Annotated in this window: 26 protein-coding genes and 1 pseudogene; 5 read left to right on the top strand and 22 right to left on the bottom strand. The window is 73.0% G+C overall.

Features of this window, described 5'->3' with window-relative positions:
• Window positions 1-14 precede the first annotated feature (14 nt).
• From iolC to ACFQ3T_RS16350, 7 genes and pseudogenes are all read right to left on the bottom strand, one after another.
• Window positions 15-974: a 5-dehydro-2-deoxygluconokinase gene (iolC, locus tag ACFQ3T_RS16380; RefSeq protein WP_380724128.1), complete on the bottom strand. Its 960-nt coding sequence runs from the start codon at window positions 972-974 to the stop codon at window positions 15-17.
• The gene (locus tag ACFQ3T_RS16375; protein WP_380724127.1) at window positions 971-1750 is read right to left on the bottom strand and encodes an ATP-binding cassette domain-containing protein; all 780 of its coding nucleotides are present in this window, start codon (window positions 1748-1750) and stop codon (window positions 971-973) included. The genes iolC and ACFQ3T_RS16375 overlap by 4 nt, the downstream gene beginning before the upstream one ends.
• Window positions 1747-2823 carry an ABC transporter permease gene (locus tag ACFQ3T_RS16370; protein WP_380724126.1) on the bottom strand — a complete coding sequence of 359 codons (1077 nt, stop codon included), beginning with the start codon at window positions 2821-2823 and terminating at the stop codon, window positions 1747-1749. The genes ACFQ3T_RS16375 and ACFQ3T_RS16370 overlap by 4 nt, the downstream gene beginning before the upstream one ends.
• 11 nt (window positions 2824-2834) lie before the next feature.
• Window positions 2835-3860, bottom strand: a complete 1026-nt coding sequence (locus tag ACFQ3T_RS16365) for a sugar ABC transporter substrate-binding protein (protein ID WP_380724125.1) — start codon at window positions 3858-3860, stop codon at window positions 2835-2837.
• Window positions 3861-3883: 23 nt separating this feature from the next.
• Window positions 3884-4744 carry a TIM barrel protein gene (locus ACFQ3T_RS16360; protein WP_447009518.1) on the bottom strand — a complete coding sequence of 287 codons (861 nt, stop codon included), beginning with the start codon at window positions 4742-4744 and terminating at the stop codon, window positions 3884-3886.
• On the bottom strand, window positions 4741-5427 hold the full coding sequence (locus ACFQ3T_RS16355) for a Gfo/Idh/MocA family protein (RefSeq protein ID WP_380724136.1): 687 nt from the start codon (window positions 5425-5427) through the stop codon (window positions 4741-4743). Before ACFQ3T_RS16355 ends, ACFQ3T_RS16360 begins: the two co-directional genes overlap by 4 nt.
• Window positions 5404-5751: pseudogene (locus ACFQ3T_RS16350) on the bottom strand (Gfo/Idh/MocA family protein); the annotation flags it as partial. The pseudogene ACFQ3T_RS16350 and the gene ACFQ3T_RS16355, both read right to left, overlap by 24 nt.
• A 144-nt stretch (window positions 5752-5895) precedes the next feature.
• On the opposite strand from ACFQ3T_RS16350, the gene ACFQ3T_RS16345 reads away from it, so the two are divergent.
• Window positions 5896-6891: a LacI family DNA-binding transcriptional regulator gene (locus ACFQ3T_RS16345; protein WP_380724124.1), complete on the top strand. Its 996-nt coding sequence runs from the start codon at window positions 5896-5898 to the stop codon at window positions 6889-6891.
• On the opposite strand, the gene ACFQ3T_RS16340 is transcribed toward ACFQ3T_RS16345, so the two are convergent.
• Together ACFQ3T_RS16340 and ACFQ3T_RS16335 are read right to left on the bottom strand one after the other, a co-directional pair.
• A complete protein-coding gene (locus ACFQ3T_RS16340; protein ID WP_380724123.1) occupies window positions 6878-7189 on the bottom strand; it encodes a DMT family transporter in 312 nt (103 codons plus the stop codon). The two genes, ACFQ3T_RS16345 and ACFQ3T_RS16340, sit on opposite strands and share 14 nt — an antisense overlap.
• A gap of 2 nt (window positions 7190-7191) precedes the next feature.
• Complete coding sequence (locus ACFQ3T_RS16335) at window positions 7192-7932, bottom strand: SDR family NAD(P)-dependent oxidoreductase (protein ID WP_380724122.1); 741 nt, start codon at window positions 7930-7932, stop codon at window positions 7192-7194.
• Window positions 7933-8012: 80 nt separating this feature from the next.
• Between ACFQ3T_RS16335 and ACFQ3T_RS16330 the strand changes: the two genes are divergently transcribed.
• On the top strand, window positions 8013-8567 hold the full coding sequence (locus ACFQ3T_RS16330; RefSeq protein WP_380724121.1) for a TetR/AcrR family transcriptional regulator: 555 nt from the start codon (window positions 8013-8015) through the stop codon (window positions 8565-8567).
• A gap of 56 nt (window positions 8568-8623) precedes the next feature.
• Here the strand turns inward: ACFQ3T_RS16330 and ACFQ3T_RS16325 are convergent, their stop codons facing one another.
• The 8 genes from ACFQ3T_RS16325 to ACFQ3T_RS16290 form a co-directional block, all read right to left on the bottom strand.
• On the bottom strand, window positions 8624-9265 hold the full coding sequence (locus ACFQ3T_RS16325; RefSeq protein ID WP_380724120.1) for a class I SAM-dependent methyltransferase: 642 nt from the start codon (window positions 9263-9265) through the stop codon (window positions 8624-8626).
• Window positions 9266-9276: 11 nt separating this feature from the next.
• Window positions 9277-9705 (bottom strand): alternative ribosome rescue aminoacyl-tRNA hydrolase ArfB, encoded by a 429-nt coding sequence (gene arfB, locus ACFQ3T_RS16320; RefSeq protein WP_380724119.1) that lies wholly within the window; start codon window positions 9703-9705, stop codon window positions 9277-9279.
• A 10-nt stretch (window positions 9706-9715) separates the two neighbouring features.
• On the bottom strand, window positions 9716-10564 hold the full coding sequence (locus tag ACFQ3T_RS16315) for a hypothetical protein (RefSeq protein ID WP_380724118.1): 849 nt from the start codon (window positions 10562-10564) through the stop codon (window positions 9716-9718).
• Entirely contained in the window at window positions 10561-11055 is a 495-nt protein-coding gene (locus tag ACFQ3T_RS16310) for a SigE family RNA polymerase sigma factor (RefSeq protein ID WP_380724117.1), read from the bottom strand. The genes ACFQ3T_RS16315 and ACFQ3T_RS16310 overlap by 4 nt, the downstream gene beginning before the upstream one ends.
• Window positions 11056-11130: 75 nt before the next feature.
• Window positions 11131-12192: a phosphoribosylformylglycinamidine cyclo-ligase gene (gene purM, locus ACFQ3T_RS16305; protein ID WP_380724116.1), complete on the bottom strand. Its 1062-nt coding sequence runs from the start codon at window positions 12190-12192 to the stop codon at window positions 11131-11133.
• 61 nt (window positions 12193-12253) lie between these two features.
• Window positions 12254-13786 (bottom strand): amidophosphoribosyltransferase, encoded by a 1533-nt coding sequence (gene purF / locus ACFQ3T_RS16300; protein ID WP_380724115.1) that lies wholly within the window; start codon window positions 13784-13786, stop codon window positions 12254-12256.
• 102 nt (window positions 13787-13888) lie between these two features.
• A complete protein-coding gene (locus ACFQ3T_RS16295) occupies window positions 13889-14620 on the bottom strand; it encodes a maleylpyruvate isomerase N-terminal domain-containing protein (RefSeq protein ID WP_380724114.1) in 732 nt (243 codons plus the stop codon).
• A 33-nt stretch (window positions 14621-14653) separates the two neighbouring features.
• On the bottom strand, window positions 14654-15154 hold the full coding sequence (locus tag ACFQ3T_RS16290) for a hypothetical protein (RefSeq protein WP_380724113.1): 501 nt from the start codon (window positions 15152-15154) through the stop codon (window positions 14654-14656).
• A 639-nt stretch (window positions 15155-15793) separates the two neighbouring features.
• Here ACFQ3T_RS16290 and ACFQ3T_RS16285 point away from each other — a divergent pair.
• The 3 genes from ACFQ3T_RS16285 to ACFQ3T_RS16275 all read left to right on the top strand — a co-directional run bounded on the left by ACFQ3T_RS16285 (window position 15794) and on the right by ACFQ3T_RS16275 (window position 18387).
• Window positions 15794-15973: a hypothetical protein gene (locus ACFQ3T_RS16285; RefSeq protein WP_380724112.1), complete on the top strand. Its 180-nt coding sequence runs from the start codon at window positions 15794-15796 to the stop codon at window positions 15971-15973.
• A gap of 120 nt (window positions 15974-16093) precedes the next feature.
• Window positions 16094-16408 (top strand): hypothetical protein, encoded by a 315-nt coding sequence (locus tag ACFQ3T_RS16280; RefSeq protein WP_380724111.1) that lies wholly within the window; start codon window positions 16094-16096, stop codon window positions 16406-16408.
• Complete coding sequence (locus ACFQ3T_RS16275; RefSeq protein ID WP_380724110.1) at window positions 16405-18387, top strand: alpha/beta hydrolase; 1983 nt, start codon at window positions 16405-16407, stop codon at window positions 18385-18387. Before ACFQ3T_RS16280 ends, ACFQ3T_RS16275 begins: the two co-directional genes overlap by 4 nt.
• 4 nt (window positions 18388-18391) lie before the next feature.
• Here ACFQ3T_RS16275 and ACFQ3T_RS16270 read toward each other — a convergent pair whose 3' ends face one another.
• The 5 genes from ACFQ3T_RS16270 to ACFQ3T_RS16250 form a co-directional block, all read right to left on the bottom strand.
• Window positions 18392-18736 carry a hypothetical protein gene (locus tag ACFQ3T_RS16270; protein ID WP_380724109.1) on the bottom strand — a complete coding sequence of 115 codons (345 nt, stop codon included), beginning with the start codon at window positions 18734-18736 and terminating at the stop codon, window positions 18392-18394.
• A gap of 53 nt (window positions 18737-18789) precedes the next feature.
• Window positions 18790-19131: a hypothetical protein gene (locus ACFQ3T_RS16265; RefSeq protein WP_380724108.1), complete on the bottom strand. Its 342-nt coding sequence runs from the start codon at window positions 19129-19131 to the stop codon at window positions 18790-18792.
• Between the two features lie 14 nt (window positions 19132-19145).
• Window positions 19146-19523 carry a sterol carrier family protein gene (locus ACFQ3T_RS16260; protein ID WP_380724107.1) on the bottom strand — a complete coding sequence of 126 codons (378 nt, stop codon included), beginning with the start codon at window positions 19521-19523 and terminating at the stop codon, window positions 19146-19148.
• A gap of 101 nt (window positions 19524-19624) precedes the next feature.
• On the bottom strand, window positions 19625-20431 hold the full coding sequence (locus ACFQ3T_RS16255; RefSeq protein WP_380724106.1) for an ESX secretion-associated protein EspG: 807 nt from the start codon (window positions 20429-20431) through the stop codon (window positions 19625-19627).
• 75 nt (window positions 20432-20506) lie between these two features.
• Window positions 20507-20700, bottom strand: a 194-nt coding sequence (locus ACFQ3T_RS16250) for a hypothetical protein (RefSeq protein ID WP_380724105.1), incomplete at its 5' end; no start/stop codon positions are given.

Raw genomic sequence — 20700 nt, 5'->3', positions numbered from 1 at the left:
CCTCGGCGGCGACGTCACAGGCGGTCCTCGATCTCGCTCGGGGTGGGCATGGCGTCGGCGCACGCCAGCCGGCCCGCGACCAGGGCGCCGGCGACGTTGGCGTAGCGGGCGGTGCGCTCGGGCTCCCAGCCGGCCAGCAGGCCGTGGGCCAGGGCGCCGCCGAACGCGTCACCCGCGCCGAGGCCGCAGACCACGTCCACCGGGTGCGGCGGCACGGTCCACGAGCCGGCGGCCGTCGCGAACAGGACGCCCTCGGCGCCCTTCTTCACCACCGCCAGCTCCACGCCGCGCGCCAGCAGGCGGGCGGCGGCCGCGTCCGGGTCGGCCGTGCCGACCGCCACCTCCACCTCGGCCCGGTTGCCCACGGCGACCGTGACGTGGTCGAGCATCCAACCGATCTCCCGGCGCGCGGTCGGCACGTCCGGCCAGAACATCGGCCGGTGGTCGAGGTCGAGGACGGTGTGCGTCCGCCGTGCCCGGCGTTCCAGGACGCGGCGCTGGGTCTCCCGGGCCGGTGACGCCGAGACGCCCGTCCCGGTCACCCACAGCAGCGGCACGGTCGTCACCAGGTCCCACGGCACGTCGTCGTCCGTCAGCGACAGGTCGGGCGCAAGGGGAGCGCGGTAGAACAGGAGCGGCGGGTCCTCCGGCGGGTCGAGCGCGCAGAACACCACGGGGGTCTGGAGGTCCGGCGCGGTGCCGACGAACCGCGACGACACCCCGAACGACTCCAGCGCCGAGCGCACGTACGGCCCGAACCCGTCCGGGCCGACCTTGGTCAGCACCGCCGCCCGCCGGCCGAGCCGGGCCGCCGCCACGGCCACGTTCGTCGCCGTGCCGCCGAGGGACTTCGCGAACGTGCGCACCTCGGCCAGCGGCACGCCGCTCTGCTCGGGGTAGAGGTCCACCCCGACCCGGCCGACCGCCAACACCTCCACGGCGGGCACGTCGGTGTCGAACCCCTCGGCTGTCATCCGTCCACACCGCGCAGCTCGTGCGCCAGGGCGTCCAGCTCGGCGCCGCCGGCCATCTGCCTGGTCAGCTCCTCCAGCGTGATGCCGGACTTGTCGTACGTCCCCAGCGCCCGGCCCCGCTTGAGCAGGAGGAACCGGTCGCCGACCGGGTACGCGTGGTGCGGGTTGTGCGTGATCAGCACGACGCCGAGCCCGCGGTCGCGGGCCTGCGCCACGTACTTCAGCACCACGCCGGCCTGCTTCACGCCCAGCGCGGCCGTCGGCTCGTCCAGGATCAGCACCTTCGCGCCGAAGTGCACGGCCCGCGCGATCGCCACGCACTGCCGCTCGCCGCCGGACAGCGTGCCGACCGGCTGCTCCACGTCCCGCAGGTCGATGCCCATGCCGGCCAGCGCCGAGCGCGTCACCTCGCGGCCGCGCCGCCGGTCCAGGAACCGGAACGGCCCGAACCCGACCGTCGGCTCCGAGCCGAGGAAGAAGTTCCGCCACACGCTCATCAGCGGCACCACGGCCAGGTCCTGGTAGACGGTGGCGATGCCCTCGTCGAGGGCCTCGCGCGGCGACGAGAACCGGACCGGCGCGCCGTTGACCAGGAACTCGCCCTCGTCGTGCTGGTGCACCCCGGCCAGCACCTTGATCAACGTGGACTTGCCGGCGCCGTTGTCGCCGAGCACGCACGTCACCTCGCCCGCGTTGACGACCGTCGACACGTCCCGCAGGGCGATCACGCTGCCGTACTTCTTGCCGACCCCGCGCACCTCGAGGAGTGAACTCATCGCCGCACCCTCTCCGCCCGCCGCCGCAGCGCGTTGTTGACGAGCACGGCCGCCAGCAGCATCACGCCGAGGAACAGCTGGAACCAGTCGGAGTTCCAGTTCGCGTAGACGATGCCCTGCCGGGCCATGCCGAAGATCAGCGCGCCGATCGCCGCCCCGACCGCCGAGCCGAACCCGCCGGTCAGCAGGCACCCGCCGATGACGGCCGCGATGATGTACTGGAACTCCAGCCCGATGCCCTGGTTGGCCTGCACGCTCGTGAACCGCAGGATGTTGATCGACCCGACCAGCCACGCCGCGCCGGCCGTCGTCATGAACAGCAGCACCTTGGTCCGCACCACGGGCACACCGACCGCCCGCGACGACACCGCCGCGCCGCCCACCGCGAAGATCCAGTTGCCGAACCGCGTGCGCACCAGCACGGTCGCCGCGACCACCGTGACCACGACCCACCACAGGATCGACACGAAGAACGACGTGCCGCCGATGGTGAACGTCGAGGCGAACAGGTACCCGGCCGACGAGTAGCCGTCCGCGGACCGCATCCCGGACACCTGCACGGTCCCGGTGACGAGCCGCGTCACGCCGAGGTTGAGGCCCTGCAGCGCGAGGAACGTCCCCAGCGTCACGATGAAGCTGGGCAGCCCGGTGCGCATCACCAGCCACCCGTTCAGCGCGCCGACCGCCAGCGCGAACGCCAGCGACACGAGCAGCGCGAGCCACACGTTCCAGCCGAGCCGGGTGGCGAGGATGGCGGTGACCAGCGCCGTCGACGCGGTCATCACGCCGGCCGACAGGTCGAACTCGCCGCCGATCATGAGCAGCGCCACCGCGACCGCCATGATGCCGAGCGTGGACGCGTCGTCCAGCCAGGTCGCCACCCCGCCGGTGCTCAGGAACCGCTCGGTCGCCACCGAGAAGAACACGAACACCAGCAGGGCGCCGAGCAGCGAGCCGATCTCGGGTCGGACGACCAGCCGGTCGAGCGGGCGCGGCGAGCCGACCCGCTCGTCCGGCGGCGCGGTCGCGGACGCTGGGGCTTCGGGTGCCGGGGTGCCGGGCGCTGGAGTCACCGCCGTCCTCCTCAGCGGGTGCCGCGGGCGGCGTACTCGGCCACCTTGTCCACATTGGACTTGTCGACGAAACCGGGTCCGGTGAGGACGGGCTTGCCGCCCCCGACGGTGTTCGCGTTGTCGCGGTACAGCTTCAGCATCACGATCGGCAGGTAGCCCTGCTCGTACTGCTGCTGGTCCACGGCGAACAGCACGTCACCGGCCTTGATCGCGGCCGTCACGTCCGCGTTGAGGTCGAACGTCGCCACCGACGCCTTCGCCGCCGCGCCCTTGACCGCGTTCACCGAGGACACCGCGACCTGGGGGTTCAGCGCGAGCACCGCGTCCATCGACGGGTCGGTCTGCAACGCGCCCTTGATCCGGGACTCCACGTCGGTCGGGTTGTTGATGTCCACCTGGAGGTTGGTGACGGTGCCGCCGAACCCGGTGCGCGCGCCGTCGCAGCGCTGGTTGAGGCCGACGTTGCCCGCCTCGTGGATCACGCACAGCAGCTTGGTCTTGCCCGCTTCCTTGAGCTTGCGGCCCGCTTCCTCGCCCGCGACGCTCTCCTCCTGGCCGACGTGCGCCATCGCGCCGAACGACGCGCTCTTGTCCGAGCCCGAGTTGATCGTGATGACCGGGATGCCCGCCTTGACCGCGTTCTCGATCGACGTCTTCAGCGCGTCCGGGTTCGCCATCGACACCACGATCCCGCCGACCTTCTGCGACACCGCGTTGTCGATCAGCGTCGACTGGCGGCCGGGGTCGCCGTCGGAGTTGTAGTCGACCGTCACGCCGAGCTGCTTGCCCGCGTCCGTGGCGCCGTTCTTCACCACGTTCCAGAACGCGTCGCCCGCCGTGCCGTGGGAGATGACGGCGACGCGCAGGTCGCCGGTCGGGGCCTGGGCGGCGCCGGTGTCCGTGGTGGCGGTGGTGGTGTCCGCGCCGGGACCGCTGCACGCGGCGAGCAGCGCGAGCCCGGTCAGCGCCAGTCCGAGCCGGACCGGTCCGAGCCGGGCCGGGCCCGTGGCGCGCAGGGCCTTTCGAGTGGACGTCATCGTCTCTCCTCGCTGGGTTTTCGCTAGGCGGTGAACTGGGTGAGGTGCGCGAGGCTGCGCGCGGTGTCCCGCACCGGGGTGTCCAGCGGGCTGTCGTCACCGAGCGCCGTGTCCTGCTCCAGGACGTACCAGCCGGTGTAGCCCGCGTCCCGCAGGAACGCCACCAGGGCCGCCACGTCCACGTCGCCGTCGCCCAGCGGCACGTACATGCGCTGCTGCACGGCGGCCGTGTAGCCGAGGTCCCCGGCGCGCACGGTGGCCGCGACGTCCGCCCGCACGTCCTTCAGGTGCACGTGCCCGATCCGCTCGGGGAAGCGGCGGGCCAGGTCGACCGGGTCCGTGCCGCCGATGAGGAGGTGGCCGGTGTCCAGGCAGAGCGGCAGGTCGGAGTCGGCGAGGAACCGCTCGACCTCGGCGGTGCGCTCGACGTGCGTGCCGACGTGCGGGTGGAGGACGGTGCGCAGGCCGTGCCCCGCGGCCCGGTCGCGGACGAGCGCGGCCGTGTCGATCAGGGTGCGCCACTCGTCGTCGGTGAGCGCGGGACGTTCGTCGTAGCCGTCGAGGCCGGTCGCGGCGGCCAGCACCAGGACCTCCGCGCCCGCCGCGGCGAGCAGGGCGGCCACCCGGTCCGCTTCGTCCACAGTGGACTTGTCGCCGGTGTGCAGCGGCACGGCGAGGAAACCGCCGACGAGCGCGAGGCCGTGCTCGTCGAGGAGGGCCTTGAGGGCGTCCGGATCGGACGGCAGGTAGTCGGGCGGACCGAGTTCGGTAGCCCGCAACCCGAGCGCCGCCATGTCGTTCAGGACGGTCCCCGGGTCGAGCACCCTGCCCCACCCCGGGACCTCGCAGACGCCCCAGGAGATCGGCGCACCGGCGATCTTCACGCGGCCACCTCCGTCTCGATCCGAACAGGAGCACCGGAACGCCGTGACTCCTCGCAGGCCTCGGCGAGCCGCAGGCTGATCAAACTCTCCCGCGCCGGCGACGGGTTCGCCACCGTGCCCGCCACGACCTGCGTGAACACGGCGACCTCGTTGACGTACGCGCGGTGGAAGCGCTCGGCGAAGCCGGGGTAGGCGTCGGCGGCGGCCTTCGGCCCGTCCGGTTCCAGCGACGTCAGCGGCGTGCGCGGGTCGAGGCCGACGACCAGCGAGTCGCGGCTGCCCAGCACCTCGATGCGGTGGTCGTAGCCGAGCGGGTCGTGCCGGCCGCCGGACAGCGTGGCGTGGGCGCCGCCCGCGAACTTCAGCAGCACCACGGCGTTGTCGACGTCGTCGGCGGCGGCGAACGCGGGGTCCACCAGCACCGAACCCGACGCGTACACCTCCACCACCGGCTCGCCGACCAGCCACGGCACGGCGTCGAGGTCGTGGATCAGCAGGTCGCGGAAGATGCCGCCGGACTGGGGCAGGTAGCCGAAGTCGGGCGGCCGGGCGTCGTTGCCGAGCGCCCGGACCAGGTAGACGTCGCCCACCTCGCCCGCCCGGACGCGCCGGTGCAGGGCGGACACGGCCGGGTCGAACCGGCGCTGGAACCCGACCAGCACCTCCACGCCGGACGCCTCCACGTCGTCCACCAGGGCGCGCATCTCGTCGAGGTGGCTCGCGATGGGCTTCTCGCACAGCGTCGGCACGCCGGCCGCGACAGCGGCGCGCAGCAGGTCGGGGTGCGTGGTGGTCGGCGTGGCGAGCAGGACGCCGTCGCTGTGGGTGAGCAGCGCGTCGAGGTCGTCCACGCTCCGGCTGCCGGGGAGGCCGGCGGACGCCTGCGCCGCGCGTCCGGGCACCGGGTCGAACAGCAGCACCTCGTCGACCTCGTCGAGGGTGGCCAGGTTGGTGGCGTGCATGGTGCCGATGCGGCCGACTCCGGCAACTCCGATGCGCATCCCGCTGGTCTCCGTCCTGGTAGAGGCGCTTTATCGTTAGAGCGCTCTATTTGTTGGAGCGCTCTAAGGCTGTAGCGTCCGTCACAGTGGTGTCAAGAGCGCGTTGTCCGCCCGTGACGTCCGGCGCGGCCCGGGAGAGGGGAGATCCGGATGGCCAGGCCCACGATGGAGGACGTCGCGGCGCGGGCCGGCGTGTCCCGCGCGCTGGTATCGCTGGTGATGCGCGGATCACCGAAGGTGAGCGACCAGCGGCGGGCCGCCGTGCTGAAGGCCGCCGAGGAGCTGGGCTACTCGCCGCACGCCATGGCCCGCTCACTGGCCAGCCGGACGTCCCACGTGCTCGGCGTGATGGTGTCCGACCTGCACAACGCGTTCTTCGCCGAGGTCGTGGACGGGCTCGACGCCGTCGCGAACGCCGAGGGCTTCGACCTGATCATCAACACCGGTGGGCGCAGCCCGGCCCGGGAGCGGCGGGCGCTGCGGAGCCTGCTGTCGTTCCGGCCGGCCGGGTTGGCGCTGCTGTCGCCCGTGGTCCCGGCGGCGGACATCGGCCAGGCCGCGGACCAGACGGCGGTGGTGCTGGTGGCGCGGTCGTCCCGACTGGCCACTGTGGACACCGTGAACGACGACGGCGAGCGCGGCATCGCGCTGGCCGTCGACCACCTGGTGTCGTTGGGGCACCGGCGGATCGCGCACCTCGACGGCGGCGAGGGCACGCAGGCCGCGCCCCGGCGGCGCGGGTACCTGACCGCGATGGCGTCCCACGGCCTCGTGCCGCGGGTGGTGGGCAGCGAGTACACGGACGCGGCCGGCGCGCGGGCGGTGCGGTCGCTGCTGGGCGACATGCCGACCGCGATCATCTCGTGCAACGACTTCAACGCGGTCGGCGCGATCTCCGCCTTGGAGGAGGCCGGGTTCCGCGTGCCGCGGGACGTCTCGGTGGTCGGCTACGACAACACCTCGCTGGCGGCGCTGCGGCACGTCTCGCTGACCACGATCGACCAGCCGCGCAACGAGTTCGGCCGGCTCGCCGCCGAAGCGCTCCTGCAACGGGTGCGCGGCGAACGGGAGGAACCCGTCCGCCACCTCCTGCACCCGTCGCTGGTGGTCCGCTCCACCACCGCCCCGGTGGTCACGCGAGCTTGAGCCCCACGACGCCGACCACGATCAGGGCCAGGCACGCGAGCCGCAGCGGTGACGCGCTCTCGCCCAGCGCGAGGACGCCCACGAGCACCACGCCCACCGTGCCGAGGCCCACCCACACCGCGTACGTCGTGCCGACGGGCAGGTCGCGCATCGCCATCGTGAGCAGCACGAAGCTGACCACCGCCGCCGTCACCCCGACGACCGTCGGCCACAGGCGGGTGAAGCCGTCGGACCGGCCCAGCGCGGTGGCCCACACGACCTCCAGCAGGGCCGCGCCGACCAGGAGCAACCAGGCCACGGCTACGCCACCGCCCCCGCGTCGACCAGGAAGGACGCGCCGGTGACGTTGCGCCCGCCGGGACCGACCAGGTGCGCCACGGTCGCGGCGACGTCCTCGGGGTCGCAGTACCGGCCGAGCGCGGTGTAGGCGCGTTCGGCGTCGGCGTCCGGCCCGGAGGCCGGGTTCATCTCCGTGTCGGTCGAGCCGGGGTGCACGAGGTTGACCGTGATGCCGCGCGGGCCGAGGTCGCGGGCCAGGCCCTTCGTCAGCCCGATCAGCGCCGACTTGCTCATCGCGTACAGCGCCCACCCTGGGTACGGCACGCGTTCGGCCAGGCTGCTGCCGATGTTGACGATCCGGCCGCCGGGCGCCAGGTGCGGCAGCACGGCCTGGACCAGCAGGAATGCGGCGCGGGCGTGGATCGACAGGACCCGGTCGACCTCGTCCGGCGACACGTCCTCGACCGGCCCGTGCGCGACGACGCCCGCGTTGTTGACCAAGACGTCCACGCCGCCGAACGCGGCGACGGTGCGCGCCACGGCGTCCCGCAGCGCGTCGATGTCGGTCGCCTCGGCCCGGACCGCCAGCGCGCCGACGCCGAGCGCCCGCGCCCGCTCGACCACCTCGTGCGCCCGGTCCTCCGCCCGGGCGTACGTGATCACGACGTTCGCGCCCTCGCGAGCCAGCCGCGTGGCGATCGCCGCCCCGATCCCCCGGCTGCCGCCCGTGACCAGAGCGGTCCTGCCGTCGAGTTCCCCCATGTCGCCTCCAGCATCCGGAACGAGTTCCGCTTCAGCTTAAGCGGAATCGGTTCCGGATGTCGAGGCGCTAGGCTGCCCGGGTGACGCGGGAGCGGGCCGACGCCGCCAAGAACCGGGCGAAGATCCTGGCCGCCGCCGCCGAGATCGTCGCCGAACGCGGTATCGAGGGCCTGGCGATGGCCGAGGTCGCCGCCGCGTCCGGGGTCGGCGTCGGCACGCTCTACCGGCGCTTCGGCGACCGGGCGGGCCTCGCGCACGCGCTCATCGACGCCTCCGAGCGCGAGTTCCAGGCCGCGTTCCTGTCCGGCCCGCCGCCGGTCGGCCCCGGCGCGCCGCCCGCCGACCGCGTCCGCGCGTTCCTGCACGCGCTGGTCGACCGCACCACCGCCCAGCTCGACCTGCTGCTCATGGCGGAGACCGCCGGTCCGTTCGCCCGGTTCGGCGGCGCCTACGACGCCCACCACCGGCACCTGACCCTGTTGATCGCGCAGGCGCGCCCCGACGTCGACGCCGCGTTCGCCGCCGACGCCCTGCTCTCCCCGCTGGCCGCGAACCTCGTCTCGCACCGGGGTCTGGACCCGGCGGCGATCAAGGCCGGGCTGGACGCCCTGCTCGCGGGCCTGCTGCCGGCGTAGGCCGGGCCGGGGGCGCGTCAGGCCGGGCGGGTCAGGCCAGGTCGGGGCGGGGCGGGTCAGGCCGCGGCGGGCTTGCGGACGATCAGGTAGCCCTGCGGCGCCTTCTCGTCCTGGATCGGCTGCCGGTCCACTCGGGTGTGCGGCTCGAACCCGGTGTCGGCCAACTGCTCCAGCAGCCGCTCCGGCCGCATCCGGAAGGAGTCCAACAGGATGTCGTGCCCGTAGCCGTGCTCGAACCGCCGCACGTCGTCACCGACGTGGAACGCCAGCAGCAGCAGCCCGCCGGGCGCGAGCACGCGGTGGAACTCGGCGAACACCGCCGGGTGCAGGTCCCACGGCACGTGGATCACCGAGTACCAGCCCAGCGCGCCGCCGAGCGAGGCGTCCGGCAGGTCGAGGTCGAGCATCGACCCCACCTCGAACCGCAGGCCGGGGAACTCGCGGCGGGCGACGTCGACCATGCCGGGCGACAGGTCGATCCCGAACGCGTCGACGCCGAGCCCGTGCAGGTGACCGGTGATGCGGCCGGGACCGCAGCCCACGTCCGCGACCGGGCCGTCCACCAGCTCGGCGAACAGCCCCAGCACCGCCCGGTCCGCCGGGTTGTCGGCGAGCATGTCGCGCGCCAGGTCGGCGTAGTCCACCGCGACGGTGTCGTACGAGGTGCGGGTCGTGGTGAGGAAGTCCGGCTCGGTCACGCCCCGGAACCCTAGTCCCAACCGCCGCCGCGCCGGCCGTTCTTCGTCTGGGCGCGGCGCTTCTTCTCCGCGATCCGACGTTCCTGCGAGCCCTTGGTCGGCTTCGTCTTGCGCCGCACCGGCGGTGGGGCGGCGGCCGCGTCACGCAGCATGCGGGCCAGCCGCTCGCGGGCCGCCATGCGGTTCTGGAGCTGGGCGCGGTGCTCGCTCGCGGTCACCGTGACCACGCCGTCGACCAGGCGCTTCTCCAGCCGGGCGAGCATGCGGGCGCGCAGGAACTCCGGCACGGACGGCGAGGCAGCCAGGTCGAAGCTCAGCTCGACCCGGCTGTCCGCCGTGTTCACGCCCTGGCCGCCGGGACCGGAGGACCGGGAGAAGCGCTCGCGCAACTCGGCCGCCGGCACCACCAGCGTCCTCGTCACCACCAAGTCCTCGGCCACGCCGTCCAGGTTAGAAGGTCAGGCCGGGCAACGTCGCGATCTTTACCAGCTGCTCGACCGTCAGCGGCGGGTTCGGACCCGTGAGGCCGGTCTTCTCGACGTTGCCGTTCATGGCGCTCACCTCGACGACGGTGCCGTCCGCCTTCCGCAGCGAGGCCGAGACCAGCGTGACGGGGTGCAGGTCGTCGCTGGTCTGCGCCAGCACCACCACGGGCTGCCCGTCGACCACCTTCAGCTCGCACGTCGACTTCGCCGTGTTCAGCCCCGGGTCGCACCGCGGCCCCTCGCCACCGCCGAGGTTGACCATCACGCGGCCGCGGCCGGCGGCGGTCGTGACGTCGGCGATCGCCTCGTACCCGGCCGCGTCGGCGGCGAACTCCCACGGGCCCGCCGGGTAGTCGGCGTACCGCGCGGACCGGGCGTCCGCCGGGATCACGCCGGACGACGCCAGCAGCGACGTCAGCTCGGCCGCACGCCGCGGTGACGTGGGCTTCGGCGGCGGCTCGGGCTGGAACGACGTCCGGTCCGGCGGGGTGGTCACCCCCGTGGTGGACGGGCCGCCGGTCGCGGACGAGGGGGTCGAGCCGGTCGCCGCGGTGCTGCTCGCCGGGGCGCTGCTCCCGACCGGCGCCGTGGTCGAAGACCCCCCGGCCCCGACCTGGGCGACACCGCCTCCCCCTCCCGACCCGAGCATGGCCGGCACGCACACGGCCGCGACGGTGGCCAGCACGGCCGCCCCCGTGCACCCGCGGCGGAAGATCGCCTTGCGGCGGCCGGACCTCAGGATCGCCGCCCGGTCGATGGTCAGCGGCGGCTCGTCCTCGAACGCCGTCGCCAGGGTCTGCTTGATGTCGGTCATCGCTGCTCCTCGAAGACGTGGCGACCGAGAAGTTCGCGCAGCGCGGCGAGGCCTTTCGCCGCCTGGCTCTTCACGGTGCCCTCGGTCCGGCCGAGGAGCCGAGCGGTCTCGGTGACGCTGAGGTCCTCCCAGTAGCGGAGCACCACGACGGTGCGCTGCCCCAGCGGCAGGCGCGCCAGCGCCCGGCGCACGTCGAGGTCGGCGGGCGCCGCACCGGACACCGGGGTGTCCGGCACCGCGTCGACCACCGTCTCCCGGCTGCGGAACCCGCGTCGCGACTCGTCGATCGCGGTGCGCACCAGCACCTTGCGCGCGTAGGCGTCGATCGCGCCGTCGCGGCGCACGCGCGGCCAGGCGACGTACAACTTGGTCAGCGCGGTCTGCACCAGGTCTTCGGCGCGGTGCCAGTCACCGCACAGCAGGTACGCCGTCCTGCGCATCACCAGCGCGCGGGCGTCGACGTACTCACCGAACTCGCGATCGCGTTCCACTCGGCCCCTCCTCGGTCGCCGCTTAGTACGGCGCGGCGACCGCCGGAGGTTGCCTCCGAGTTCTCGGCGCGGGGACTAGAAGCGCGGGTGGTCGCCCGCCAGGACGGCGCCGGGCTCGTCGGAGCGCACGACGTCACCGAGCACCCACGCCGGGACGTGGCGGGCGGTGAGCACGGCGAGCGCGCGGTCCACGTCCTCCGGCGCCACCACGGCCACCATGCCGATGCCCATGTTGAACGTCTTCTCCATCTCCTCGCGCTCCACCCGACCGCGCTGGGCGATCAGGGCGAACACGGGAGCGGGCGTCCAGGTGCCCCGGTTCAGCTCGGCGCGCAGGCCCTCGGGCAGCACGCGCGCGAGGTTCGCGGCCAGGCCACCACCGGTGACGTGCGCGAACGTGCGGACCTCGGCCTCGGCGGCCAGCGCCAGGCAGTCCTTCGCGTAGATCCGGGTCGGCTCCAGCAGCTCCTCGCCGAGCGTGCGGCCGAACTCCTCGACGTGGCCTTCCAGCGGCATCCGGGCGATGTCCAGCAGCACGTGCCGCGCCAAGGAGTACCCGTTCGAGTGCAGGCCGGACGAGCCCATGGCGATCACGACGTCACCCGCGCGCACCCGGTCCGGGCCGAGCATGGCCGACGCCTCGACCACGCCGACGCCCGTGCCGGAGATGTCGTAGTCGTTCGCGCCCATCAGGCCGGGGTGCTCGGCGGTCTCGCCGCCCAGCAGCGCGCAGCCCGCCAGCACGCAGCCCTCGGAGATGCCCTTCACCAGGGCCGCGATCTTGTCCGGGACGACCTGGCCGATGGCGATGTAGTCCTGCATGAACAGCGGTTCCGCACCGCACACCACGAGGTCGTCCACGACCATCGCGACCAGGTCGATGCCGACCGTGTCGTGCTTGTCCATCGCCTGCGCGACCGCGATCTTGGTGCCGACGCCGTCCGTCGACGCCGCCAGCACCGGCTCCTTCCAGCGGTCCAGCTTCAGCTGGAACAGCCCCGCGAAGCCGCCGATGCCGCCGAGCACTTCGGGACGCTGCGCCTTCGCCGCCCACGGCTTGAGCTTCTCCACCGCCTCGTCGCCGGCTTCGATGCTTACCCCAGCTGCGGCGTAGGTCGCCTTGGCGCTGTCCGTCACGTCTCTGTGCTCCAACTTTCAGGGCATCTGGTTTCCGGGCGCACGCCCGGCTTGGCGGCGCTCAGGGCCGTTGCAGGGCGTCCTCGGCACCGTACCCGTTCGTCAGGACGGGAGCGGCCGAGCCCGCGACGCCCCGAATCCCCTCGAGCAGGTGCTTGCCGATCAGCGCGTCGTCGGGCAGCGGGATCGGGTAGTCGCCGTCGAAGCAGGCGCAGCACAGGCGCGTCTTCGGCTGCTCGCTGGCCGCGACCAGCTCCTCCAGCGAGACGTAACCCAGCGAGTCCGCGCCGACCGAGCGGCGGATGCCGTCGATGTCCAGGCCGTTCGCCACGAGCTCCGCGCGGGAGGCGAAGTCGATGCCGTAGAAGCACGGCCACTTCACCGGCGGCGACGCGATCCGCACGTGCACCTCGACCGCGCCGGCCTCGCGCAGCATCCGCACCAGGGCGCGCTGCGTGTTGCCGCGGACGATCGAGTCGTCCACCACGACCAGGCGCTTGCCGCGGATGACCTCGCGCAGCGGGTTCAGCTTCAGCCGGATGCCCAGCTGGCGGATCGTCTGCGACGGCTGGATGAACGTGCGGCCCACGTACGCGTTCTTGACCAGGCCCGAGCCGTACGGGATGCCGCTGGCCTGGGCGTAGCCGATGGCGGCCGGCGTGCCGGACTCCGGCACCGGGATGACCAGGTCGGCCTCCACCGGGTGCTCCGCGGCGAGGCGGCGGCCGATCTCCACCCGCGTCGCGTGCACCGAGCGGCCCGCGATCGTGGTGTCCGGGCGGGCCAGGTAGACGTACTCGAAGATGCAGCCCTTGGGCTCGGGGTTCGCGAACCGGCTGGACCGCAGGCCGTTCTCGTCGATCGCGATCAGCTCGCCCGGCTCGACCTCGCGGACGAACGACGCGCCGACGATGTCCAGCGCCGCCGTCTCGCTGGCGACGACCCAGCCGCGTTCGAGCCGGCCCAGCACCAGCGGCCGCACGCCCTGCGGGTCACGTGCCGCGTAGAGGGTCGACTCGTCGGAGAACGTGAGGCAGAACGCGCCGCGCAGCGTCGGCAGCAGCTGCATCGCCGCCTGCTCGATGCCGATGTCGGCGGCCTGCGCCGCCAGCAGCCCGCACACCAGGTCGGAGTCGGTGGTGGCGCCGTGGCTGGTGTCGACGCCCAGGTCGCGGGCGCGGGCCATCAGCTCGGCGGTGTTCACCAGGTTGCCGTTGTGGCCGAGGGACAGGCCCGAGCCGGTGGCCGTGGTGCGGAACGTCGGCTGCGCGTTCTCCCACGTCGTGGAGCCCGTGGTGGAGTAGCGGCAGTGGCCGACGGCGACGTGGCCGCGCAGCGACTGGAGCACCTGCTCGTCGAACACCTGGCTGACCAGGCCGAGGTCCTTGAAGACCACCACCTGGCTGCCGTCGCCGACCGAGATGCCCGCCGCCTCCTGGCCGCGGTGCTGGAGGGCGTACAGGCCGAAGTAGGTGAGCTTGGCCACTTCTTCGCCGGGTGCCCAGACGCCGAACACACCGCATTCCTCGCGGGGTTCGCGCTCCTCTTGTGGTTCGTGGTCAGTGCGGCCGGATGCGGATTGGTCGGTGACCACCAGTGCTCCCTAGCGACGAGGTCGGGCTGCACCGTCGAGTGTAAGGCGCATGGGGGTGCAACCACCCCCCTGCGGACCCCCGTCACGTGACCAAACGCACCCTCAGTCGAGCTTCAGGGCGTGCCAGACCTGGTCGTCGCCGGTTCGCTTGAGCGGAAGACGGCCCCACAACCCGTAGTGGACGATCTGCGCCTCCCCGGTGATCTGGAGGTCGGTCTCCTCACCCGGCCACGCGGCCCGCACCTCCGGCACCACGCCGGGGGCGAACGTCACCACCCACGCCTCGGGCACGTCGGTGAGCTGGATGAGCGCGGTGCCCTTGGTGGTCGGCGGCACGTCGGTCGCGTACTTGGCGGCGAGGAGCGTGGTCAGCGCTTCGTCGATGCCGTCGACGGCGAAGTCGGCGTCGCCCACCACGAGCTCACGCAGGGCGGCCTGGGCGTCCCAGCGGCGGAGGTCGAGCTCGTGCGCGATGCGCCGGTGCCACACCCAGGCCAGGTCGGGCGCGGCGGGCGAGAACGTCCACGCGGTCCGGTTGCCGGGGATGGCGGGGAGCAGGTCGGCCGCCTTGGCCAGCTGCGCGTCCAGGTACTCCAACGGCGCCACGTCCGCCGGCGGTGGCGGCAGCCGCAGCTGCACGGTGCTGCCGGTGCGGAGGTACTCCAGGGATGTCTCCAGGAACCGACCGACGTGCAGGGTCAGCTCGGTGAAGGTCCAGCCGGGGCAGCTCGGCACCTTGGCGGTGGGATCGGCCTTGCCGACCGCCGCCCGGAACAGCGCCGCCTGCGCGGTGAAGACCTCGGTCCACCGCTGGGTGGTCCAACCTCCTGGCACGTGCAGCCTCCCCGGTCGCGTCCGTCGGTGCGGTCATCGTGCCGCACGGGCGTGCGCCCCGACGCGGGAAGCCGGGAATTCCCACGAGTCCACCATCTCGACGCCGGCGAGGATGGCGGCCCGGTCCATCCAGGCGATCTCGGCCGGCGTTGGGACCGGCGCGGGCACGCGCTTCGGCAAGGGCTCCGGTGCGCGTGCCGCCGCGTGTTTCGGCACAGGCACCGGCGCCGGGTCCACCGCGCGCTCCGGCACGGCGAACCCCACCTCGTCCGCCGCCTGACGCACCGGCTCCTCGCGCAACGCGTGCCGCCCCACCGACTCCGGCTCCACCTCGTACCCCACGAACTCACGCTCCACGAACTCGTACCCCACGAACTCCGGCTCCACGAACTCGCGCCCCAGCAAGCCCGGCTCCACGAACTCGCGCCCCACCGACACCCGCTCCACCGACTCCCCGCCCACCGACTCCCGGCCCGCGTCTCCCCACGGGTCGACCGGCACACCGGAGTCAGCCTCGCCCCACTCCCGGCCCACGTCACTCCACGCGGCGACCGGCTCTGGTCGACCCGAACCCGAGCCCTCCCAGGGCCACCCGACGGCCTGCTCAACCGGCTCCGGCTCCCACGACGCCCAGGTCGCCTCAGGCCACGCGACAGCCGATCCGACAGGCCGCGGCTTGGACCGCTCCCATCCCGCGTCTCGCCACGCATCGACCGACGCGCCCCACCACAGCCCGGACCCAGCCGACCCCCGTCCGCCGTCACGCAACACGTCGATCAACGCGACCAAGCGCGGCCCGCGCCCGGACGACCCCCGGCCCTCACCGCCCCACGCGTCCGCCGACGAGCCCGACACGCCCGACGCACCCGACGGCGGCTCGGGCTCGTCCGGCCCCCAGCCCACGTCCTGCCACGCCTCGACCGGCACGGCCGGCGGCACCGCCAACGGCTCAGGTGACCCGAATGGCGGATCGAGGTCGAAGTCTCGGGTCGGCCAGGCGTCGGCGACGGGCTCGGGGCGCCCGCGCGGCCGGCACCCCGGCCGCGGCCGGTGGTGCGGTGCGCGCGAAGGTTTCGCCCGGCGGTCCGGACCGGCCGACGGCGCGGTGGGCGGACGCCCGGCGAGGAGCGCTTGCCAACGCTGCCAACGGGTTCGCAGTGACGATTTCGCGCGGTGGCGCGGGCGTGGACCCGCGAGCCGGCTGAAGGAGGCCAGGAGGCGGAGCACCAGCACCACCGCGCCTCGGCCCAGCGCTTGCAGGAGGACGCCGCGGAGGTCCAGCGCGGACACGATGTAGGTCATGCGTTCATGGTCGAACGCTTGTTCGACGTGCGCAAGATCACCTTCGAGTGATTTCGCGATCGTCGTTTGACCGCAGGTCACTTCACCTCGTCGGCCCACTGGTCGGGGGAACCGGGGATGATGATCGCGCGTCGCATTCCCAGCGGCTGGTGGCACGAAGGGTGGGGAATCGTGTTCGGTGTGCAACCGGAGACGTTGCGCGCGGCGTCCAAGCAGTTCCACGAGGGCGCGGACGCGACGGGTGACGGCGCTGAGCTGATCTCGATGCTCAGGCTGGACGCCGACGCGCTGGGGCAGGTGCCCGCGGCGGCGGAGTTCGTCGACGCGCTGGCCAGGTGGTCCGGGGAGCAGTCGGACGACCTGCGCCGGGGAAGCGCCTGGTACCGCGACGCCGGCGACGGCCTCACCGAGAACGCCGACGCCTACCAGCGCGCCGACGAGGACTCGCACACCGCGTTCCGCGGCATCGAGGGGGGCATGGCGTGAGCTACACCGACCCCGAGGTCCTGTACGCCCGGCTCGCGGCGGGTGACGCCGGCCGCGTCGCCGCCGCGGCCGACCCCATCACCGGCGCCATGAGCGCGGTGGGCCGCGCCCGCGAGTCCGTCACCACCGGCGGCCGCACGGCGACGTCCACCTGGCAGGGCGACTCGGCGGCCAAGTTCGGCGCCCGCGCCGACCTGTCGGCCAAGTCCGCGACCGTCGCCGGTGAACGGCTCGGGGCAGGCGCCGACATCGTCCAGGCCGCCTCCCGCGCGTACGGCCAGATGCGCGGCAGCGCCGACCAGCTGATCGACTTCTGGCGCGGCCGCTCGCCCGCGCTCGACGAGGCCCAGACCCGCGACCTCGCCAACCGCGTCAACGAGCAGCTGAACAACGTCAAGACGAGCTACGAACGCGTCCTGCGCTCGTACGCCGCCGCGCTCACCAAGGTGCGGCCGGGCTTCGAGGAGACTGCGGGCAAGGACGCCGGGTGGGGCACCGCCGTCGCCGCGATGCGCACCAACGCCACCGTGCCGGGGCCGGGCACCGACCCCCGCCAGGTCGCCGCCTGGTGGAAGTCGCTGACGAAGGAGCAGCAGGACGAGCTCCTGCGCAGCAACTTCCAGGAACTCGGCCAACTCCGCGGCCTGCCGTCCGGCGTCCTCGACCAGGCCAACCGCGCTCGGATCGCCGACGACATGCAGCGCTTCGGCGCGCAGCGCGACCAGCTCAACGCCCAGATGGCCGAGCGCGCGCGGGAGCTGGGTCTCGACCCGAGCAATTCCGCCGACATGACCAAGCTCATGAACGACGCCGAGTACGCGTCGCTCAGCGAGCAGCGGCAGGAAGCCGCCACCAAGGCCGAGAACGCGGAGAAGGCGCAGAAGAGCGTCGACCAGGCGAGCGAGATCGCCGGCAAGAAGGGGTGGAGCGAAAGCGACGTCAGGGTGCTGGCCTACGACCCGTACGGCCCGCGTGGTGACGGCGGCATGGCCATCGCGTACGGCGACCCCGACACGGCGAAGAACCTGGCGGTCGCCGTCCCCGGTACCGGCTCGACCCTCGACAGCTTCTCCGTGGGGCAGGCAGCCAACCTTCGCGAAGCGATGGGTGCTGACGGCAACGCCACCATCCAGTGGCTCGGCTACGACGCGCCCGGCTGGGCGGTCGGCGAGGTCGACAACCCGGCACAGGCCCGCGAGGGCGGCGCGAACCTCGTCGCCGACGTGAACGGCTACCGAGCCGCCGCCGAGGCCGCCGGCAACCACCAGCACCTCACCGTGATCGGCCACTCCTACGGCTCCACCACGGTCGGCTACGCCGGCATGAACGGCCTCGCGGCGGACGACATCGCGTTCGTCGGCTCGCCCGGCGTCGGCGCGTCGAACGTCAACCAGCTCTCGGCGGGTCCCGGTCACGTCTACGTGGGCGCGACCGAGCACGACCCCGTCGTGCAGGGCACGAGTTCGAATTGGTTCACCGAGGACGGTTCGTCGGTCGGCCCGTACGACGACCGTTTCGGCGCGAAGACCTTCGGGACGACGGATTCCGCCATGATCGGCGGGGCGCACACCGCCTACTACGACCCCGGCTCCGAGTCGGTGCAGAACCTCGCCAAGATCGCGACCGGCGACGGCGCCTCGGTGACCGAGCAGGAGTGGGACGAGAACCCGCTCGGCCCGTCCCTGCCGGGTTCGCACCTGCCGGTGGTCGGCCCGGTCGTGGACTTCGTCGGTGGCACCGCCGTTGGCGCGGCGGACTTGGCGGTCGACGCCGGGACCGGGCTCTACAACGCCGGTCGCGACGCGTGGAACGGCAACTGGTCCGACGCGGGCACCGGGCTCGTCAACACGGGCAAGGAAGTCGTCAGCGACACGCTCGACGTGGTGGTCGGCGGTGTCGGCGACGTGGTGGAGGTCGGCCGCGACGTGGTGGAGGGTGTCGGCAACGCGTGGGACAGCACCGTGGGTTCGTGGTTCTGACGGATCACGCCTTCCGACACGGTCCGATGTCCTGAACCGCCTCGGCGTCGTCGAGTTTGCTGTCATCGCGCTGGTTCACGGTGCAGACCAGCACGTCGCCGACGGCGGTTCCGTCCGGCACCTTGTCGAGCCTCGTCCACGCCGCTGAGATCGGCGAGGCCCCGTCGGGCTGTTCCTGGTCCAGGTCGAGGGAGACCCGGCCGGGCCAGGTCGCACCGGAGACGAGGGTTTCATCAGGCTTGATGTCGGTGACCTTGAACCGGACGTCCCCGGACCACTCGCTGCTTCCGCACGCGACGACGAGGGTTCCGACCGCGACGACGGCGACGCACGCCTTGAACGCCTTCACACGGCCGAGCTTAGCCAGAAGCGGAGATCCGAGGTCCTGATTCGCAGTCCTGGTCACGCGGCCCGGCAGGGACCGACGGTCGTCTCCGCGCCGAGCCCGTCGAGGTTGTTGGCCTCGACCTGCCGGACCTTGCAGACGACCACGTCGCCGGCCTCGATCCCGTCCGGGAACTGGTCGATGTCGGCTCCGGCCGTGGTCAGCGGCACGAGGCCGTCGGGGTCGTCCTGGTCCAGGGCGAGCACGACGTGCGGCGGCGCCATGTTGCCCGGCGTCACCTCGCGCTCGGGGGTGATGCGGGTGACCTTGAAGCGGACGTCTTCCTCCCACTCGCTGCCGCACCCGGCGAGGAGGACTCCCGCCGCGACGACGGCGACGCACGCCTTGAACGCCTTCACGTGGCCGAGCTTAGCTAGAAGCGCAGGACCGGGAGGAGGGTTGAGAGATCGGCCCGGCTGCCGGAGGCGGTCACGCGGGCGGTGGCTACGGCGGTGGTCCAGTCGAGGTTGCCGACGGCCAGTTCCAGCCACGTGCGCGGGTCCGTCTCGATGACGTTCGGCGGCGTGCCGCGGGTGTGGCGGGGGCCCGCCACGCACTGCACGGCGGCGAACGGCGGCACGCGGACCTCCACGCTGCGACCGGGAGCGACCTGTTCCAGCGTCCTCAGGCTGAGGCGGACGGCGGCGGCCAGGACCGGGCGTTCCGGTTGGTCGGAACCGCCCCGGAGCCAGGGCAGCACGGCCTCGACCGCGGCACGCACCTCTTGGGGGTCAACGGGCTTCGACGGCATCCGCTCAGGTTAACGCCGACCACGCACCCAGCGTCCCACCGGACGGGCCCGCAAAGTCCACAAAGGACGAAAACTGCCAAAAACGAGGTACAGCGAAGGTTTCAGAGCTTCGCGGCGCGCACGGCTTCCGCGAGCAGTTCCTCGACCTGGTGCGTCAACCGCCGCGAGTCAGTCGGCGTGAACGTGCTCCACGGCTCGGTGCCGTTCGACGCCCGCCGCTGCTGCAGGTAGCGGCCTTCCTCGGTGTCGAAGAACGCGACGACCCGGTCCGGGCGGCACCGCTTGCCGTACTTGTCACGGGCCGCCGCGCCGAAGTTGCCGGTGTGCACGAGCCCGGTGAACATCTTCACCAGCGTGGTGGCGTCCTCCTGCCGCACGCCGTGCTCCCGCAACGAGTTCTCGAGGCTCTTGGGCGAACCGTCGGACTTCTTCACCGCCGCTTCGAGGTCGGCGCTGGGCATGGTCACCGAGTGCCCGGTGCCGGCCGGGTGCGCGGGCAGCGCTCCCAGCACGGCGGACGCCAGACCGCTGCCCGCCGCGCGCCGAAACTCCAGCCGGTTCTCGGTCAACGTCGCCACGGCGCCGTAGTCGCCGTTCGCCACGGCCAGCACCCGCACGCTCTTGCCGATCCACACCCGGCCGTCGACCTCGCGCTCCGGCCGGTTGAACAGGCGCAGCAGGTAGTCGAGCTCGGAGTGCAGGCCGGTCGGCCCGCCGAGCCCGCGCGCGGCGATGCCGTGCCAGACCCGCCGTTCCAGCTCGGCGCGCTCCGCGTGGGTCTTGCCCGGCGACGGCACCTTGATGACCAGCGGCATCTGCCCGAGGTCCAGGCGCTCCCAGAGCACGTCGAACTCCTCGGCGGAGAGCGTGATCGGCTCCCGCTCCGCGGGCCCCCCGAAGTACGTCACCGAAATCCCCGTCCTGAACGCCGGACACGGGCCCGCGCCGTGGTCGACGCGGGCCCGTGCACCGGAGGGTTCACACTATTGCGGCACTTCCCCGATCACGGGCGGCGCGACGAGCCGGTCGTCGCCGAACACGTCGGTCGTCTCGACGAGGTAGTCGGCGACCTTGTGCTCGATGTCGTCCTCGCCGTTGGCGCCCTGGCCGCCGGCCATCCCACCGGCCATGCCCGCGCCGACCGCACCGGGACGACCCGCGGCGCCGGGGCCGCCGG

The sequence above is a fragment of the Saccharothrix hoggarensis genome (assembly GCF_042678885.1).
Taxonomy (GTDB): domain Bacteria; phylum Actinomycetota; class Actinomycetes; order Mycobacteriales; family Pseudonocardiaceae; genus Actinosynnema; species Actinosynnema hoggarensis.
Note: the sequence above shows the minus strand (reverse complement) of the source record. Positions and strands in the feature narration are given on the sequence as shown.